The sequence below is a fragment of the Streptomyces sp. NPDC055099 genome, assembly GCF_053607685.1.
The window spans coordinates 355,498-373,193 of the sequence record NZ_JBSGUA010000001.1; the positions used below are offsets into that span (position 1 = coordinate 355,498).

13 protein-coding genes are annotated in these 17,696 nt (G+C 71.7%); 6 read left to right on the forward strand and 7 right to left on the reverse strand.

What is annotated here, in order from left to right; all coding sequences use genetic code 11:
- Positions 1 to 184: 184 nt before the first annotated feature.
- Complete coding sequence (locus ACWFRU_RS01615) at positions 185 to 2,368, reverse strand: MMPL family transporter (RefSeq protein WP_453683735.1); 2,184 nt, start codon at positions 2,366 to 2,368, stop codon at positions 185 to 187.
- A gap of 231 nt (positions 2,369 to 2,599) precedes the next feature.
- Between ACWFRU_RS01615 and ACWFRU_RS01620 the strand changes: the two genes are divergently transcribed.
- The 3 genes from ACWFRU_RS01620 (at position 2,600) to ACWFRU_RS01630 (ending at position 6,100) form a co-directional block, all read left to right on the forward strand.
- Entirely contained in the window at positions 2,600 to 3,871 is a 1,272-nt protein-coding gene (locus tag ACWFRU_RS01620) for a sensor histidine kinase (RefSeq protein ID WP_453683736.1), read from the forward strand.
- A complete protein-coding gene (locus tag ACWFRU_RS01625; RefSeq protein WP_365822959.1) occupies positions 3,856 to 4,506 on the forward strand; it encodes a response regulator transcription factor in 651 nt (216 codons plus the stop codon). The genes ACWFRU_RS01620 and ACWFRU_RS01625 overlap by 16 nt, the downstream gene beginning before the upstream one ends.
- Positions 4,507 to 4,594: 88 nt before the next feature.
- On the forward strand, positions 4,595 to 6,100 hold the full coding sequence (locus ACWFRU_RS01630) for a DUF1996 domain-containing protein (protein ID WP_453683737.1): 1,506 nt from the start codon (positions 4,595 to 4,597) through the stop codon (positions 6,098 to 6,100).
- A 104-nt stretch (positions 6,101 to 6,204) separates the two neighbouring features.
- On the opposite strand, the gene ACWFRU_RS01635 is transcribed toward ACWFRU_RS01630, so the two are convergent.
- Positions 6,205 to 6,645 (reverse strand): hypothetical protein, encoded by a 441-nt coding sequence (locus tag ACWFRU_RS01635; RefSeq protein WP_453683738.1) that lies wholly within the window; start codon positions 6,643 to 6,645, stop codon positions 6,205 to 6,207.
- A 177-nt stretch (positions 6,646 to 6,822) separates the two neighbouring features.
- Here ACWFRU_RS01635 and ACWFRU_RS01640 point away from each other — a divergent pair, with 177 nt between their 5' ends.
- The 3 genes from ACWFRU_RS01640 (at position 6,823) to ACWFRU_RS01650 (ending at position 12,454) form a co-directional block, all read left to right on the forward strand.
- Positions 6,823 to 9,948 (forward strand): alpha-N-acetylglucosaminidase, encoded by a 3,126-nt coding sequence (locus ACWFRU_RS01640; RefSeq protein WP_453683739.1) that lies wholly within the window; start codon positions 6,823 to 6,825, stop codon positions 9,946 to 9,948.
- Between the two features lie 76 nt (positions 9,949 to 10,024).
- Entirely contained in the window at positions 10,025 to 10,516 is a 492-nt protein-coding gene (locus ACWFRU_RS01645) for a tetratricopeptide repeat protein (RefSeq protein WP_453683740.1), read from the forward strand.
- Positions 10,517 to 10,537: 21 nt separating this feature from the next.
- Positions 10,538 to 12,454, forward strand: a complete 1,917-nt coding sequence (locus ACWFRU_RS01650; RefSeq protein ID WP_453683741.1) for a hypothetical protein — start codon at positions 10,538 to 10,540, stop codon at positions 12,452 to 12,454.
- Positions 12,455 to 12,469: 15 nt separating this feature from the next.
- Here the strand turns inward: ACWFRU_RS01650 and ACWFRU_RS01655 are convergent, their stop codons facing one another.
- The 5 genes from ACWFRU_RS01655 to ACWFRU_RS01675 all read right to left on the reverse strand — a co-directional run bounded on the left by ACWFRU_RS01655 (position 12,470) and on the right by ACWFRU_RS01675 (position 17,483).
- Positions 12,470 to 12,988 (reverse strand): N-acetyltransferase family protein, encoded by a 519-nt coding sequence (locus ACWFRU_RS01655; protein WP_453683742.1) that lies wholly within the window; start codon positions 12,986 to 12,988, stop codon positions 12,470 to 12,472.
- The gene (locus ACWFRU_RS01660) at positions 12,985 to 13,689 is read right to left on the reverse strand and encodes a TetR/AcrR family transcriptional regulator (RefSeq protein WP_453683743.1); all 705 of its coding nucleotides are present in this window, start codon (positions 13,687 to 13,689) and stop codon (positions 12,985 to 12,987) included. The genes ACWFRU_RS01655 and ACWFRU_RS01660 overlap by 4 nt, the downstream gene beginning before the upstream one ends.
- Positions 13,690 to 13,766: 77 nt before the next feature.
- Positions 13,767 to 14,837, reverse strand: a complete 1,071-nt coding sequence (locus ACWFRU_RS01665) for a PDR/VanB family oxidoreductase (RefSeq protein ID WP_453683744.1) — start codon at positions 14,835 to 14,837, stop codon at positions 13,767 to 13,769.
- Between the two features lies 1 nt (position 14,838).
- Positions 14,839 to 15,765: a metal-dependent hydrolase gene (locus tag ACWFRU_RS01670; protein ID WP_453683745.1), complete on the reverse strand. Its 927-nt coding sequence runs from the start codon at positions 15,763 to 15,765 to the stop codon at positions 14,839 to 14,841.
- 92 nt (positions 15,766 to 15,857) lie between these two features.
- On the reverse strand, positions 15,858 to 17,483 hold the full coding sequence (locus ACWFRU_RS01675) for a SpoIIE family protein phosphatase (RefSeq protein WP_453683746.1): 1,626 nt from the start codon (positions 17,481 to 17,483) through the stop codon (positions 15,858 to 15,860).
- Between the last annotated feature and the right edge of the window lie 213 nt (positions 17,484 to 17,696).

The window sequence follows — 17,696 nt, forward strand, 5'->3', positions numbered from 1 at the left end:
CCCGGGGGGCCCCGGCGCGCCCCCCCGTGGGGGGGCCCCCGGGGGTGGGGATTTAACAACAAACGGGCGCGGGGGCCCCCCGGGTGCCCCCGGGGGGCCCCACCGCCCCTTCAGGGGCGCGGGGAACTGCGCGACAAGCCCCCACCGGCCCGCAGCCGCATCACGGCACTTCCCGGCGGAGCACCTACACCCTGGCCGACGGAACCGGCTGGGTTCCACGCTGCTCAGGTCCCACAGGCGTCTCGCCGTGCGAGATCCTCGGCAGCCACGAGAGGTAGCGCGGCGTACGCCAGTTGCGCTCGCCGAGGAGGGTCATCAGGGACGGCAGCAGCACCATCCGCACGACCGTCGCGTCCAGCAGGACCGCCACCCCGAGGCCGACGCCCATCTGCTGCATGTCCTGCATGGACAGGGTGCCGAAGACCGCGAAGACCGCCACCATGATCACGGCCGCGCCCGTCACCGCGCCCGCGGTCCGCGTGATGCCCTCGCGGATCGCCGCGCGGTTGTCCAGGCCCCGTTCCCGCGCCTCGCTGATCCGCGAGACCACGAACACGTGGTAGTCCATCGACAGGCCGAAGAGGACCACGAGGACGAACAGCGGCATCCAGTTCTCGATCGCGCCCACCTGCTCCGAGCCGATCAGCTCCGCACCCCAGCCGTGCTGGAAGACCGCGGTCATCACGCCGTAGGCCGCGCCCACCGAGAGGAGGTTGAGGCCGATGGACGTCACCGCGATCACCACCGAGCGGAAGCTGAAGAGCATCAGCAGGAACGTCACCGCCGCGATGAAGGCGAACACCGGCACGATGCCCTTGCTGAGCTGGTCGCTGAAGTCCTCGGACTCGGCGAGGTCGCCGCCGACGTACGCGTCCGCGTCCAGGCCGTCGAAGGCGGCGGGGACCACGTCGTCGCGCAGCTCGCCGAGCGCCTCCTTGGACTTCGCGTCACTGCCGTCACCGGGCAGCGGTACGTCGATCTCGGCCACGCCCGCGCTCTTGTGGACGGTGAGTTCGGCGCCCTTGCCCGCGTCCCGTACCACCGCGGCCAGCGCGTCCCGCGTCTCCTTCGACCCGATGTCGTCCGCCTTGACGACCACCCGGGCCGGCGCGGGGCCGCCCGGGAACTCCTGGGTGATCTCCCGGAAGGAGACCGAGAGCGGCGCGTCCGAGCCGAACTGCTTCTCCAGGCCCAGCTGTTCGGTCTTCATGCCGAGCGCGGGAGCGGCGAGCGCGAGCAGCAGGACCGCCGAGCCGACGGCGAAGAACTTCGGCTTGGCCAGGACCGGCCGGAGCAGCTTGCCCGCGATGCCGCCACTGGCGTGCGCGCCCTTCTTGTTCTTGCGGTTGAGGAAGGGGATGCGCCCCGCGTTGATCCGGTCGCCGAGCGCGGACAGCAGCGCGGGAAGCACCGTCACCGAGCCGAGCATCGCCACGCACACGACCAGGATCGTGGCGACCGCGAAGCCCTTGAAGAGCAGCAGGCCGGAGAGGAACATGCCCGCCATCGCGACCATCACCGTCAGGCCCGAGACCAGTACGGCCCGCCCGCTGGTGGCCGCCGCGATCCGCAGCGCGGTCTCCGCGTCGTGTCCCGCCGCGCGCTCGTCCCGCTCGCGCCGCAGATAGAACAGGCAGTAGTCGACGCCGACGGCGAGCCCCATCAGGAACATCACCGAGTACGTCGTCTCGAACAGGTGCAGCTGGTGGCTGGCGAGCGAGAGCAGGCCGAAGGCCGCCACGCACGCGGTCAGCGCGAGCCCGACCGGAAGCAGCGCGGCGACCACCGCGCCGAAGGCGACCAGGAGGATACCGAGGGCCAGCGGCACCGCGGTGAACTCGGCCCTGGTGAGGTCGTCCGCGAGCAGGTCGCTGAGCTGCTTCTCGGAACTGGCGTCACCGAACTGGTAGACGGAGACGCCCTGTTGGGCTCCGTCGTCCTTGGCCTTCTGCACCGCGTCGAGCACGGGCTGCACACGGTCGGCCGCGTCGTCGGACGCGCCCTTCATCTCGAAGCGGAGCAACGCGTCCTTGCCGTCCTCCGAGGGCAGCGGCGCCTGCATCTCGCGTGTCTCGCCGGTCGCGGTCAGCGCCTTGGAGAGGTCGCTCGCCGCGTCCCGCCAGCCGTCCGCCGTCTTCGAACTGACCATGACGAGCTCGCCCGCGGGCTGCTCGACGCCCGCGTCCTTGAGGATCGTCGCGGCGCGGCCCGATTCGCCGACCCCCATCTCGTCGTCGGAGGCGGTGACCATGCCCGAGGCCCCGCCGATGGTCGTGGCCAGCACGACGAAGAGCAGCCAGCCGAGGATGGCCGTCTTGCGGTGGTGCGCGCTCCACACCCCGAGTCGTGCCGCGAGGTTTGGCCTCATGGCGTTTCGCCCCCATAAGTAAGCAGTGGATAAGCCGGTTGTTGACGAGGACAACGCTAGAAATCCGGGGCCCGCCCACCCAGCCGCCGAAGCCCCCACTGTCCGAAGCACAGGGCGAGGTCAGGGGGTGTCGTCAGGTACACCCCCGGCTCGGGTGCCGGACCCAATGACCGGTGCCTGGCCCAGCGGCGAGAATGTGTTCATGCCACTGGGAGAGATGGGGATCAAAAAATGACGAGGGTCCGTGAATCCGTGATCGCGGGAGCCCGTGGGCTCTACCTGGCGGTCGCCACGCTCGCCGGTTCGATCACTCTCTTCGTGCTGTCGGTCCTCTCGATCGCCTTCATCCTGCTCGGCATCGGCGTCTTCACGACGCCGGTGATCCTGACGCTCGTACGCAAGTGGGCGGACCTGCGCCGCGTCCAGGCCGGCGCATGGTCGGACGTGCGCATTCCCTCGCCCTACCGCCCCTTCCCCGCGGACCTGCGCGGGGGTGTCACCGGGCAGGTGGAGCGCACCTCGCTGATGCTGAAGGACCCGGCGACCTGGCGTGACCTGCAGTGGCTCCTCGTCGACATGACCGCGGGCTGCGTCACGGCTGTCTTCGCGCCCGCGCTGCTGCTCTACATGCTGTACGGCTACGTCCTGGCCCTCGGCGTCTGGAAGCCGATCTACGAGGCGGGCGGCGGCGAGTGGTACGGCTTCATCCACGTCACCTCGCAGGGTGATGCCAACATGGCGGCCCTGCTCGGCACCGCGCTCGGCATCACCGGTGTCTTCGCCAACACCTCCATCGTGCGCGGCCACTTCGTCCTGACGCGGGCGCTGCTCGCGCCCACCACCTCCATGCGGGAGCGTGAACTGGCCCAGCGTGTCGACCGGTTGACCGAGACCCGGCACGACGCCGTGGACACCTCGGCCGCCGAACTGCGCCGCATCGAGCGGGACCTGCACGACGGGGCGCAGGCCCGTCTGGTCGCGATGGGCATGGACCTCGGCACCATCGAGGCGATGATCGAGAAGGACCCGGCGAAGGCCAAGGAAATGATCGCCAAGGCCCGGCAGAACTCCGGCGAGGCGCTGACCGAGCTGCGTGACCTGGTCCGCGGCATCCACCCGCCGGTACTCGCCGAGCGTGGCCTCGGTGACGCGGTGAAGGCCCTCGCGCTGCGGCTTCCGGTGCGGACGGAGGTGGACGTGGAGCTGTCCGGCCGTGCCGACGAGCCGGTGGAGTCGGCGACGTACTTCGCGGTGAGCGAGGCGCTGACCAACGCCATCAAGCACTCGGGGGCGGACCGCATCTGGGTGGACGTCCACCACGCGCAGGGCATGCTGCGCGTCGCGGTCACCGACAACGGCAAGGGCGGCGCGTCCATCGGCTCGGGGTCCGGGCTGAGCGGGATCGAACGCCGACTCGGTACATTCGACGGCGTACTGGCCGTCAGCAGTCCCGCGGGCGGCCCGACCATGGTGACCATGGAGATCCCTTGCGAGTTGTCCTAGCCGAAGATCTCTTCCTGCTGCGTGACGGCCTGGTGCGGATGCTGGAGGCATTCGACTTCGAGATCGCCGCCGCGGTCGAGACCGGGCCCGAACTCACCAAGGCCCTCGCCGAGTTGGAGCCGGACGTCGCCGTCGTCGATGTCCGGCTTCCGCCGTCCCACACGGACGAGGGACTGCAGTGCGCGCTCGCCGCGCGCAAGGCACGGCCGGGCCTTCCCGTACTCGTGCTCTCCCAGCACGTGGAGCAGCTGTACGCGCGCGAGCTGCTCGCCGACGGGAACGGCGGGGTCGGCTATCTCCTGAAGGACCGGGTCTTCGACGCCGACCAGTTCATCGACGCCGTACGCCGGGTCGCGTCGGGCGGCACCGCGATGGACCCGCAGGTGATCCAGCAGCTCCTGTCGCGCCGGTCGGCGGACCAGCCGCTCGGCAAGCTGACGCCGCGCGAGCGCGAGGTCCTCGAACTCATGGCGCAGGGACGGTCGAACGCGGCGATCGCGGCGGAGCTCGTCGTGACGGAGCGGGCGATCGCCAAGCACACGTCCAACATCTTCGGGAAACTGGACCTTTCGGTGTCGGACGACGACAACCGGCGGGTTCTCGCCGTACTCGCCTATCTGGATCAAGGGCGCTGAGGCGGAACACCGAAGATCGCCCACGAGATTGCGGGGGGAATTCCGCGCCTGATTGAACGGGGCCGACTCGTGTTGCGTACGTAGTCCCATGGGACGCACTCCACGACGCACATCACGAAAACGATCAAAACTCGCCGGGCGCGCGATCGCCGCCTCGGCTGCGCTCATCCTGGGCGGCGGCGGAATGGTCGCGGTGAATGTCTACGCGAACGCCGGCGAGAGCAATGGTTCGCCGTCCGCCTCCACCCGGTCCGGCGAGCAGGGCGGCGGTCCGGGGGTGGGGATGGCGACCATCAGCTGCCCGGACGTGGGCACCCAGCTCTCGGACGTACCGGACGGGGCCCGCGAGGACGTGGACCGGCGGCTCGCGGAGCTGGACACCCAGATCACCGCCGCGTACGAGAAGTTCGCCGCCGCCGAGAACACCGAGCAGGCCGAGGCCGTGCTCGAACCCCTCGAGGAGCAGCGGCGGCCGACCATCGAGGGCATCGGGTCCTCGATCGACCAGGCGGGCGGGCAGCCGCCGCAGGGCATCGACGGCATGGCGCCGTGCACCATGCGGGCGGACGACTCGGCGGGACAGCAGCAGCCGCCGCAGGACGGGGGCGACGGCCAGGAGCAGCCCCCGCAGGACGGGGGTGACGACGGGCAGGAGCAGCCCCCGGGTGATGGCGGCGACCAGGAGCAGCCGCCCGGCCAGAACGGCAACGGCCCCGAGGCCTCCGACTTCGTCGACATCAACTCCGTACAGCCCAATGTCAACCGCCCCGAGAAACGACGCGGCGCCTCACGCGGCACCTTCACCACGAAATGCGGGACGAACGAGAACGGCAAGTTCAATCCGGACAATGTCATCGCCGCGCCCGGCGTCAGCAATGGCGCCCACCACATGCACGATTACGTAGGCAATCAGGCCACGGACGCTTTCTCCGGTGACGACGATCTCGCGAACGGCGAAACCACCTGCCGCAACCAAGGGGACAAGTCCACCTATTACTGGCCGGTCCTGAGGCTGCAGAACGGGCAGGACGAGGACGACGCCGACGCGGACGGCGGCGGAAAGGACCAGAACGTCGGCGAGATCCAGACGCCGACCTCGGTCACGCTGAAGTTCGCCGGAAACCCGACGGGCAAGGTCGTCGCGATGCCGCGTTTCCTGCGCATCATCACCGGTGACGCGAAATCGCTGACCAACGGGGACGCGAACGCCAACGCGTCCTGGAGCTGCACCGGGTTCGAGGACCGGCAGCTGAAGGACAAGTACCCGATCTGCCCCGAGGGCAGCCAGGTCGTCCGGACGTTCAACTTCCAGAGCTGCTGGGACGGCCAGAACACCGACAGCGCCAACCACCGCACGCACGTGGCCTTCGCCGACGAGGAAACCGGCGCGTGCCCGCAGGGCTTCAAGGCCATCCCGCAGCTGGTGCAGCGCATCGTGTACGACGTGCCGCCGGGCCCGGGATTCGCCGTCGACTCGTTCCCCGAGCAGTTGCACAAGCCGATCACCGATCACGGTGACTTCATCAACGTCTTCGACGAGAGGCTGATGAACCGCATGGCCAAGTGCATCAACAGCGGTCAGCGCTGCAAGTGACCCGCCTTCGGCGGTACTGAGCCGAGCCTCTCGGCTCAGTACCGCGAACTGACCCCCGTACCCCCACGCCCCCCACGACCCCCCACCCCCATACCGCTGCGCGGTCAGCCCGTGTGGTGACCGGAGTGGCCCGAGTGCCCCGGGCCCCCGTCCTCGTGATCCCCACCACCGCTACTCCCCGAGTGGTGCGAGGACTTCTCCACGGTCCCACCGAGCCGGCCGCGCAGCCGCATGACCACCTTCTCGTCGCCGACCGCGATCCACTTCTTGCCGACGAGGTACGTACCGCCGTAATCCGTCGCCTCGTCGAACCATTCGGCCTGGCCACGGGCATTTGTAAAGGTTACTAGGACGTAGCGGCGGGCACCTTTGTCACAGGTGGCCTGCCGCAGTTCGGCCGCGTCCGTCTGGATGTCGGGCTTGCAGCGCGCCTTGGCCGCAAGCTGCTCCAGGCTGCCGCTCGCCGTGTCCGGTGGCGCGTCGTCGCCGTCAGAGCCGCACGCCACGAGCACCATCAGCAGTCCCGCACCCATCCCCACAGCCATGCCCGACCGCATGCGCCGACGCATGCCCCCACTCGCGCCCGCAAGCGTCTTCCGCGGTGCCTTCATCGCCCCACCAGTCCCTTCAGGCGAGGTGAACTCGCCATGTCCGTATGCACCGTTGAGCGCAGGGCGCCGCACGGATACCGTGCGCCGCACCATTCGACCCAGGGGGTACACATGACCGATCCGTCCCGACGTTCCGTGCTCGGCACCGCCGGGGCCATCGGCCTCGGTGCCGCCGTCGGCGGAGTGGCGGTTCCGTCCCACGCCGCCGAGGGGCCCGTCCGGGACCCCGCTGTCGCCCTCGATACGGATTCCGCGCGCTCAGCACTCAACAGACTCCTGCCGCATCACGCGGAACAGTTCCGTCTCAGACTCGTCCCCGCGAAGGGCGGCACGGACCGATTCCGGGTTTCGGGCACGACGGGGCGCATAGATGTGTCCGGTACGACGCCCGCCGTGCTGCTCACCGGGGTCCACTGGTATCTGAAGTACGTCTGCGGTGCTCATGTCGCCTGGAACGGCAGCCAGTTGGACCTGCCGCGCAGGCTCCCCGCGCCCGGCCGCCCCTTGGAGCGGTCCACCGGGCTCGCGCACCGGTTCGCCCTGAACGACACGAACGACGGGTACACCGCGCCGTACGCCGACTGGGCGTACTGGGAGCGGATGATCGACATCCTCGCCCTGCACGGCTGCAACGAGGTCCTGGTGATCGCGGGGGCGGAGGCCGTCTACCACCGGGTTCTCCAGGACTTCGGCTACAGCGACGCGGAGGCGCGCGCATGGCTGCCCGCGCCGTCGCACCAGGCGTGGTGGCTGCTGCAGAACCTGTCCGGGTACGGGGGCCCGCTGTCCCCCGCCGTCATCGCGGACCGGGCCGACCTTGGCCGCAGGATCGTGGACCGGCTGCGCTCGCTGGGCATGGCGCCGGTGCTCCCCGGCTACTACGGCCACGTTCCCGACGGGTTCGTGGCGCGCAACGGCGGGGACGCGCGGGTGATTCCCCAGGGCATCTGGCACGGGTTCAAGCGACCGGACTGGCTCGACCCCCGCACCTCGTCCTTCGCGAAGGTCGCCGCCTCCTTCTACCGGCACCAGGAGCAGCTCTTCGGGGCCGCTGAACACTTCAAGATGGACCTCCTCCACGAGGGCGGCACCCCGGGAGACGTCCCCGTGCCCGACGCGGCACGCGGCGTGGAGGCGGCTCTGCGCAAGGCCCGCCCCGGCGCGACCTGGGTGATCCTCGGCTGGGAGGCCAACCCGCTGCCCGAGCTGCTCGACGCGATCGACCGGCGCCGGATGCTGATCGTGGACGGCGTCTCCGACCGGTTCACGAGCGTCACCGACCGCGAGAAGGACTGGGGCGGCACACCGTACGCGTTCGGCACCATCCCGAACTTCGGGGGACGCACGACGATCGGGGCCCGCGCCCACATCTGGAACGAGAAGTTCTTCGCGTGGCGGGACAAGGGCGGCAGCGCGCTGGTGGGCACGGCGTTCATGCCGGAGGCGACGGACCGGGACCCGGCCGCCTTCGAGCTCTTCTCCGAACTGGCCTGGTCGAAGGAGAAGCTCGACCTGAAGTCCTGGTTCGACGGCTACGCGGGCTTCCGCTACGGCGGCCACGACGCCGACGCCCGGCGCGCGTGGCGGGCCCTGCACGACACCGCCTACCGGCACACCGCCGTCGAGCGCAGCGACCCGCACGACTCGCTGTTCGCGGCCCGCCCCGACCTGGCGGCGAACCGCGCCGCCGAGTACGCGCCGCGCGCCCTGACCTACGACCCGGGCCGCTTCGACGCGGCGTTCGCCGGGCTGCTCGGGGTCCGTGGGGGGCTGCGGCGCAGCGCCGCCTACCGGTACGACCTGGTGGACGTGGCCCGGCAGGCGCTCGCGCACCGGAGCCGGCAGTTGCTGCCGCAGCTGCGGTCCGCGTACCGGCGCAAGGACGCGGACACCTTCCGCGCGCTGTCGACGCTGTGGCTGCGGCTGATGCGGCTCTCGGACGAGCTGACGGCCACCAACTCGGCGTTCCTGCTCGGTCCTTGGGTCGAGGCGGCGCGGCGCATGGGCACCACCGACGAGGAGCGGGCGGAGTTCGAGCGGACCGCCAAGGTGCTGATCACGGTGTGGGGCGACCGGGCGACGTCCGACGGCGGGCGGCTGCACGAGTACGGGAACCGCGAATGGTCCGGGCTCATGGCCGACTTCTATGTGCCCCGCTGGCAGAAGTGGCTCGACGAGCTGGCCGACGCGTTGGCCGCCGGGCGCGAGCCGCGTGCGGTGGACTGGTTCGCGGTGGAGGAGCCGTGGACGCGGGAGCGCAAGGACTATCCCCTGCGGGCGATCGGCGACCCGTACCGGACCGCCTCACGGGTAGGGGACGTCCTGGCACGGGCGCCCTACCAGGGCTCCCTGGAGGTCGTCGCCGACCCGCCGTCGCTGCCGCCCGGCGGGCACGCACGCGTCGAGGCGGTCTTCCGCAACGTCAACGGCCTGCGGGCCACCGGCCGTGTCGACTTCCGGCTGACCGGGATCGACGCGGAGCCTTCCGGCCCGGTGTCGCTGCCCCGGGTCGCTCCCGCGGGCACGGGCACGGTGGCGTGGCGGGTGAGCGCGCCGGGAACCCCGCTCGACCGTCCGCTGCGACCGCTTCCGTACGAGATCGCCGTGCGGTACGGCCCCGCGGGCGAGCGGCGGGTGGAGGCGGTCCACGAAGGCGTGCTGTTCGAGGCGGGCCCGGTGGGGCCCGGCTGGAAGAAGTACACCAACAACGCCGCGGTCTTCGGTGAGCTCGACGGCCGGTACGCGATCAACGGCGGGGGCGCGGACCTGTGGAAGGGCACGACGGAGTTCGGCACGCTGTACCGGGAGGGGGCGCTGCGCGGCGGCGTCTCGGTGACGGTCCGGGTCGACAGCCAGGCGGTGACGGGGCCGTGGGCCAGGGCGGGGCTGATCGCACGCAACGAGATGGGGGTCGCGGGGTCCCGGGGCTTCGTCGACCTCGCGGTCACGCCGTCGAACGGGGTGGTCCTGTCGTACGACACGAACGGCGACGGGACCCTGGACACGTACAAGCGCATCACGGGCATCAAGGCGCCGGTGCTGTTGCGCCTGACGCGGACGGGCGACGGGGTGACGGGCTCGTGCTCGACGGACGGCGGGACCACATGGCAGGTGGTGGCGACTGTGCCGGTGCCGGGGGCCGCGGCAGCACAGGACGTGGGGCTCTTCATGAGCGCGACCAACGGGGGCGACGGGACGCGGGGGACGGTGGAGTTCAGCGGGTGGAGGGTTGACTGAGGCAGATGCGCCGGGCCGCCGGGGGTGCGGAAAAAATCCCTCCCCGGCGCCGGTCACCCCGTGCGAAAGTGTGGCCATGGATATCGCGTGGGAGCAGCGGGTGGCCGAGGCGTGGGCCAAGGTCGAGGAGTACGACGACCGGGGCGAGGAGTTCCGGAAGATCATCGACGCCTTGGCCGACGAACTGCCGGAGGGAAGCCCCGTCGCCCCCTTCGAGAGGGCCTGCGCCTTCGACTCCACCGGTCACTCGGACCGCGCCGTCCCCTTGTACCGGGAGGCCCTGGAGAAGGGCCTCGACGGATACCGGCGACGCCGCACCGTCATCCAACTCAGCAGCTCCCTGCGGAACATCGGACGCCCTGAGGAGGGCGTCGCACTTCTGGAGCCCGAACTCGACGCACCGAGCGACGAGTTGGACGACGCCGTGCGCGCCACCCTCGCCCTCTGCCTCGCCAGCCTCGGGCGCGAAAGGGAAGGCCTGGCGCTGGCCCTCGGTGCCCTCGCGCCCCATCTGCCGCGCTACCAGCGGTCAATGGGCAACTATGCTCGAATGCTCACGGAGAGGTGACCATCCGACGATTCGCTCGTTTTGCTGAACGTGTCGTCGAATGTGAAGTCCCCCTCCCCGCCCCAGGATCTCTCCGGCGTCGTCGATGTCGAGCAGGCCGAGGCCGCCCTCGTCGAGCACTACCCGCGTCTGGTGCGGCTCGCCTACCTCGTCCTGCCGCCCAGCCTCGGGCGCAACCGGCGGGTCCTGACCGCCCACGCCCTGACCCAGCGCGCGCTGCCCCGCAACAGCAGGCCGGCCGACGCCGACGCCATCCCGGAACAGCGCACGGGGGACGGACGGGGCGGCGACCCCGGGTACGCGTACGTACGGCTGCGGATCGTCGCCGCCGCGCTCGACGCGGGGCTTCCGCTGCGGCGCAAGGCCTGGCCCAAGCGCGCGCAACTGCCGCCGCTGCTGCCGCAGGTATGGGGCCTGCGGCTCTTCCCGCGGTCGGGCGGCGCCGACGAACTCGCCCTGGACCAGCGGCTCTCGGCGCTCTCGGGCCCCGCCAGGGCCGCCTTCGTGCTGCGCGGCCTGGAGCGTCTGTCCGACGCCGACGTACGCACGGTGCTCGCCGCCGCCGGAGTCGACGAACCGGCACCGGCGCTCGCCGAGGCCGACGGCGTGGACACGGCGTACGAGCTGCTCAGGTCGCCCGAGTTCGACCCCTGCTCGCTGCAGGCGCGGCCCACCGACCTGATGCGCCGCAGGCAGCACATGAAGGCCGCGGGTGTCGCGCTCGCAGCCGCCCTGGTCTGCGGCGCGCTGCTCGGCCTTCCGGGCGACGGATGGGGCCCCGACGGGGCCGCCGCGCCCGCCTACGCGCAGAACCCGGCGGGCCAGGCCGCCCTGGACCCGGAGCAGGTGACGAAGGTCGCGGCCACCGCGTGGGAGAAGTCCGCGCGCGCGGACTTCTCCGTGTGGCCCGCCAGGGGCGCGCTCGTCGACGACGACGCCCTGCTGCGGCGCGCCCTTGCCGTGTGGGCGCGCCCCGGAGAGTCGGTGCAGGTCTCCGCCACGCCCGGCACGGCCGCGGGCGCCCCTCCCGGCCCCGCCCAGCTTCTCTTCGCCGGGGAGGTCGACGCGGCCCGGGTCGTGCTCCTCTACGACGGGCTGCGCATCGTGCGGTACGCCGAGCCCAAGGACGGCACCAGCGGAGCCGCGCTCGACCTCGCACGCGTGGACGGCGCCACGAGCGCCGAGGCCGGAGCCCTGGTGGTGAGCCGCGTCGACGGCAACGTCCGCTACCTGACCGCGCCTTGGGTGGGCGGTGTCGCCGTACGCGACCTGCTGAAGCCGCAAGCGAACGCCGAGGCCCTGAAGCGGGACGGCGAGGGTGTCACGGAGCCGTTCGCCAGTCCGGCGCAGGCCCGCGCGTGCACCTCCTGGAACGCCCTGCAGCTGCGGGACGACGCCGGGGTGAATCGACTCTCCTCCGACCTCGGCGAGCTCGTCCCCGCCCACCTCACCGCGGGCCGCCCGCAGGCCCCGCGCGAGGCCACGGCCGCGAACTGGTCCTCGGCCGCCTGCTCCCTCGCCGACGCGCGCTCGAACGGCGTGCGCTCCGTCAACTCCTGGCAGTACGCGCGCCAGGCGCTGCCCGAGGCGAACGGCGCCGCGGCCTGGCTCTGCACCCGCGCCGACACCTGGCGGGGCGACGGAGGCCGCGCCCTCGCGCAGTTCCAGGCGGCGGGCCAGGCCGCTGTCGCGGCGAAGGCGGAGGACTCCGCGGCGTGCGGGGCCCGGCAGCCCTCGGTGCTCGCGGGCGTGCGGTGGAAGTCGCAGGGCGGGAACTGGTATCTGCTGGGGGCCGGCAGCAGGGACGTCGTCTCGGTGCAGGCTTCCGGTGGCTCCCGGACGCCCGGGAACACCGTGGCCGCACCCGTGAAGCGGGGCGCCCGCGCCGGGCTCACCGGGCGGCTCGCGGACGGTTCGAAGGTGTCGACGCTGCGTTGACGACGCGTTGACGTCTCAGGCGCCGGACGGGACCGGGTCCCGCAGATCCTTCTCCAGGAGCAGCACGCCGTACGTGCTCCCGTCCGCCGCCACCTTCCCCGGCAGCTCCCCCACGACCGCGTAACCCGCCGCCTCGTAGTACTCCCGCAGCCGCGGGTTGGACGACACGCAGTCCAGCCGGCAGCGTTCCCGGCCCGCCTCGGCGATCCGCCGTTCCGCGCGTGCCAGCATCGCGCGGCCCGTGCCCGCCGGGGCGCCGCGCCGTGTCATCAGGCGGTGCACATAGCCCGCGACGGGTGGCTGCTCGCCCCAGGCGGGCTCGTCCGCCCACCACACCTCGTACGCCCCGGTGACCGTCTCGCCGTCGTACGCGAGCCAGACCTCGTCCGACGCGATGCGCCCGCGGAAGTGCTCCGCGCCCTTCTCGCCCGGCTTCCACTGGTCGATCCCCCGGGCCCGCAACCAGTGCGCGGCACCGTCATACAGGGCGACCAGGGTGGGGATGTCGTTCTCGTCGGCCAGGCGGTGGGTCAACTGCTCTGCTCCTGCGGGACAAGGCCGATCAGCCGGGTGATCAGCGCGGCGAACGGGCCGTCCGGCGGCTCCTCGACGAGGATGCGGCGCAGGATCGCGGACATCTCCTCGTCGTACGCGGCGCTCACGGCGGCGAGCGCGGCGAAGTCGTGCACCAGTTGCAGCTCAAGCTCGGCGCGCGGAATGCGGCGTCCGTCGAGCCAGATGAGTGCCGTGGACTCGGCGAGCGAGATCCAGGAGCGGATCACGAGTTCGAGCCTGGCGGGCGGGTCCGTGACGCCCAGGTGCGCGAGGATCTGGACGTACGCCGCCTGCCGCACCGAGTCGATGAGCGCGTTGGTGGTGGACGAGCCGACAGCGGGGCCGCCGCGCATCAGCGCGGAGAAGCCGGGGCCGTGGCCGTCCACGAAGTCCAGGAAGCGGCCCATCACCCGCAGCAGACGCGCGCCCAGCGGCCCTTCCCTCGGCTCCACGAAGCGGCCGGCGAGATCGTCCGCCGCCCGCTGCAACGCCGCCTCGTACAGGCTGAGTTTGCCCGGGAAGTAGTGGTAGACCAGCGGACGCGAGATGCCCGCGGCCGCTGCTATCTCGTCGATGGACACGTCGTCGGGCGAGCGGTGGCTGAACAGGTCGAGCGCGACCCCGATCAGCTGCTGCCGCCGCTCCTCGACACCCATCCTGCGGCGCACCCCGGTAGTCATGCGAACACCTTACCGAGCAGATCCGGCCGTCCAAGGGGCCGGTCCACCCCAACCGTTCACATCTCGCGCCCCTTGTCTCACATGTCGAGCACGATGCGGTCACCGCCCGCCCTCGACACGCAGATCAGCATCGAGTCGGCGCGCTCGGCGTCCGTGAGCAGTTCGTCCCGGTGGTCGATCTCCCCTTCGAGGACGCGCTGTTGGCAGGTTCCGCAGAAGCCCTGCTCGCAGGAGTACGCGGTGTTGGGCAGCTCGGCGCGCACCGCGGTCAGGACCGTGGTGTCCGGGGCCACGGTGAGGGTCCGCCCGCTGCGGCGCAGTTCCACCTCGAAGGTGCCGTTGCCCTCCGTGGAGGTGTGCGGCGCGAAACGCTCCAGGTGCAGCTCGGCGTCGTCCGGCAGCGTCGCGGCCACCGCCTCCATCAGGCCCTCGGGGCCGCACACGTGCACCGCGGTGGCGGGCGCCAGGCCCGCGAGGAAGGCGGCCAGATCCGGGCGGCCGCCCTCGTCCTCCGCGACGACCGTGACCCGCTCCGGGGTGGCGCCGGCCAGTTTCGCCACGTCCTCCAGGAACGGCATCGAGGCCCGCGAGCGGCCCCCGTACAGCAGGCGCCACGCACGGCCCGCCGCCTCGACCTCCCGCAGCATGGGGAGGATCGGGGTGATGCCGATGCCGCCCGCCACGAAGACGTACGCCTCGGCGTCGGCGAGCGGGAAGCGGTTGCGCGGGCCGCGCACCTCGACCTCCGTGCCCTCCTGGAGCCGCTCGTGCACCTCGCGCGAACCGCCGCGGCCGCCCTGCTCCTCGTCGATGAGCCGGGTCGCGACGGTGTACGAGGAGGCGTCCTCCGGGTCACCGCACAGCGAGTACTGCCGGACGAGTCCCGAGGGCAGGACCAGGTCCAGGTGGGCGCCCGGCGTCCAGGCGGGCAACCGGCCGCCTTCCAGACGCAGTTGTACGACCCCGTCGGCGACCGTCTCGCGCCGGGTGACGACCAGGCGCAGCGCGCGGGAGCGCGGGCGGCCCGAGACCGGCTCCTCCAGGGCGGGCAGCGGCCACAGCGGGGAGGCGTCGATGCGGCGCCGCATGGCCCGCTTGGCGAGCAGGGCGGCGCCCGTGACGAGCAGGACGGTGCGGATGCGGGGCATGTCAGCGTGCTCCCTTCGGCAGCGATTGGGTCGCGGCTTCGGCGGCGGTGGCGGCCGGGGACGAGGCGAGATAGGCGACGGCCTGGGCGGTGCTGCCCTCGTGGGAGGGGTGGTAGGAGCGGCTCAGATAGCGGGGGATGGAGCGGATCATGTCCGGTGTGGTGGGCAGCGTGCCCTGCTTGCCGCCCTGGTAGAAGTCCTTGAAGGAGGCCTTGCCGCCGATGAGGGTCGGGTCGTTCTCCATGAAGAAGCGCGCGCCGCGCTGCCAGAGGAAGACCAGGGCGGTGAAGGCGGTGGCCCAGGTGCGGGCGCGGCGGCGGTAGCTGCCGTCGACGTGCATGAAGAGCTCGAAGGCGACGGAGCGGTGTTCGACCTCTTCGGCGCCGTGCCAGCGCAGCAGGTCCAGCATGGTCGGGTCGGCGCCCCTGCGGTCCAGCTCGTCCGCGTTCAGGACCCAGTTGCCGAGGAAGGCGGTGTAGTGCTCGATGGCGGCGATCATCGCGACGCGCTCCATCAGCCACCACTTGCGGGCCTTGCCGGGCGGCAGCGTCCGGTCGCCGAGCATCTTCTCGAAGAGCCAGTCGACCTGGGCGGTGTAGGGCGTGGGGTCGAGGCCCTGCTCCTTGAGGTGCGGCAGGACCTCGTCGTGGGCCTGCGCGTGCATGGCCTCCTGGCCGATGAAGCCGATCACGTCCGCGCGGAGCCGGTCGTCCCGGATGTACGGCAGGACCTGCTTGTAGACGTGGACGAACCAGCGTTCGCCCGCCGGGAGAAGCAGGTGCAGCACGTTGATCGTGTGCGTGGCGAAAGGGTCGCCCGGCACCCAGTGCAGCGGGGTGTCCTCCCAGGAGAAGGAGACCTTGCGTGCCTTGAGCGGTATGTGCTCGAACGCTTGGGGCTTCGGCTCCCGGCTCTGCGTATTAGACATGGCGTCAATGTACTGACGGGTAGGCATGCGGGTACAGATCCTTGCGGCGGTCAATTCGACGGTTCACCTCAGGACGGCCGCGCGGCGCCAGGTCAGTCCGTCCTGCGCAGCGCGAGGAGCGCGATGTCGTCCTCGCGTTCGTGGCCGAAGCACGCGAGGAGCGTGTCGCACAGGTCGGCGACGCCCCGCGGCGCGCCCGCCGCCGCGATCCGCAACTGCTCCATCGACACCGCGAGATCCATGCCCCGCGTCTCGATGAGCCCGTCCGTGACCATCAGCAGGCGCTCGGTCCGGCACAGGACCAACTCGCTCGGCTTCGGCCGGTCGAGGCCGAGGCCGAGCAGCGGCCCCCGCACGTCGACGTACCCGGCCGTGCCGTCGTCGCGCACCACGAGCGGCGGGATGTGCCCGGCGTTGGCGATCCTGACGTGTCCGGTGGCCGGTTCGATCAGGCTCAGGCACATGGTGGCCGTCACGCCCGGGTGGTAGTGCTGCAGCATCTGGTCGAGGCGTCCGGCGAGCGCGCCGGGATCGGGGTCCTCGACGCAGTAGGCGCGCAGCGCGTGCCGGATCTCGACCATCACGGTGGCCGCTTCGAGCGAGTGTCCGACGACGTCACCGATGCCGGTCAGGACGCCGCCGGGGGTAGGAAGCGCCGCGTAGAAATCACCGCCGATCTCCGCCTGGCGCGAGGCGGGTTCATAGCGGACGACGACATCCGTGCCGGGCAGCTCCGGCAGCTTCGACGGCAGGAAGCTGCGCTGGAGGGTCAGCGCGACGTGGCGCTCCTCCTCGTACCTCACCAGGGGTTCCGCGGCCAGCGCGGTGGCGTGGGCGAGCCGCTCGACGAGGTGCTCCGTCTCGTCGGAGAGTCCTTCGCGGTACGCGGGCGTCGCGAGGCACACCAGCGTGCGCCCCTCGCTCAGCCGGGCCAGGACGAGGGCGGCCTCCTCCGGCGCCCCGTCGCCCCACTGCCCGGCGCCCCCCACCGAGCGGAAGAAGCCGGCCGGCCACAGCGGAGCCGGTACGACCGTCTGCCGCACGCCCGTACGCCCCGACATGACGCGCCGCATCAGCCGGGCCACCGCCTCGTGCGCCTCATGGTCCGGCAGCAGCGCGGCGGCTCTGCGCCGGGAGAGCCCCCGGTGGATCTCGCCGTCCCCGCCGAGCACGAACACCGTCGCGGGAGTCTCGGTCAGCCGCTCCGTGCCGGTGGCCGCCGCGTCCGCCAGCTCGCCCAGGCACCGGGCGGTCTGCACGGACAGGATCGTCCCGGCGAGCAACGCCAGGCGCCCGGCCCGGAGCTGGGCGTCGCTGCGGGAGCGGGCCCCGCGCGCGGCGGCCCGGACGACCGCCTGGATCTCCTCGGGCTCGGCGGGCACCGTCAGATAGGACTCGCCGCCCGCGTCGAGCCCCCGGCACCGGTCGGCCGGCGGGCGGGCCGCCGCCGAGAAGTGGACGACGGGCAGGCTCGCGATGGGCGGCAACTGTTTGATGCGGCGGCACAGTTCGTAGCCGCTCATGTCGGGCAGGCCCACGTCGACGAGCGCGACGTCCGGCAGGTCCCCTGCCCGCATCCGCACGTCGAGCTCGATCAGCGCCTCGCTCGCGCTCGCGGCGAGCAGCACACGGTGGCCGTCCCTGCGCAGGACGGCGCTCAGCGCGTACCTGCTGGCGGGTGCGTCGTCGACCACCAGGACCGTGCTGACTGTGTTCACTGTTTTGCCCTTGACGCTCACGCGGGACAGCCCTCCGGCGCAAAACGGCGCAGGCCCACTCGTGCCTGCCTCATCAAGTTAGCGCGCTGCCGCACGCGCCGGGAGAAGACGGCGGCAGTACGACCCGGTCCGGTGGAGGTCGGTGAACCGGCCGCACGCGCGACGTGCCTGACAGTAGAATTTCTGGCTTCGGCCTGCGGGAAGGGCGTGAGA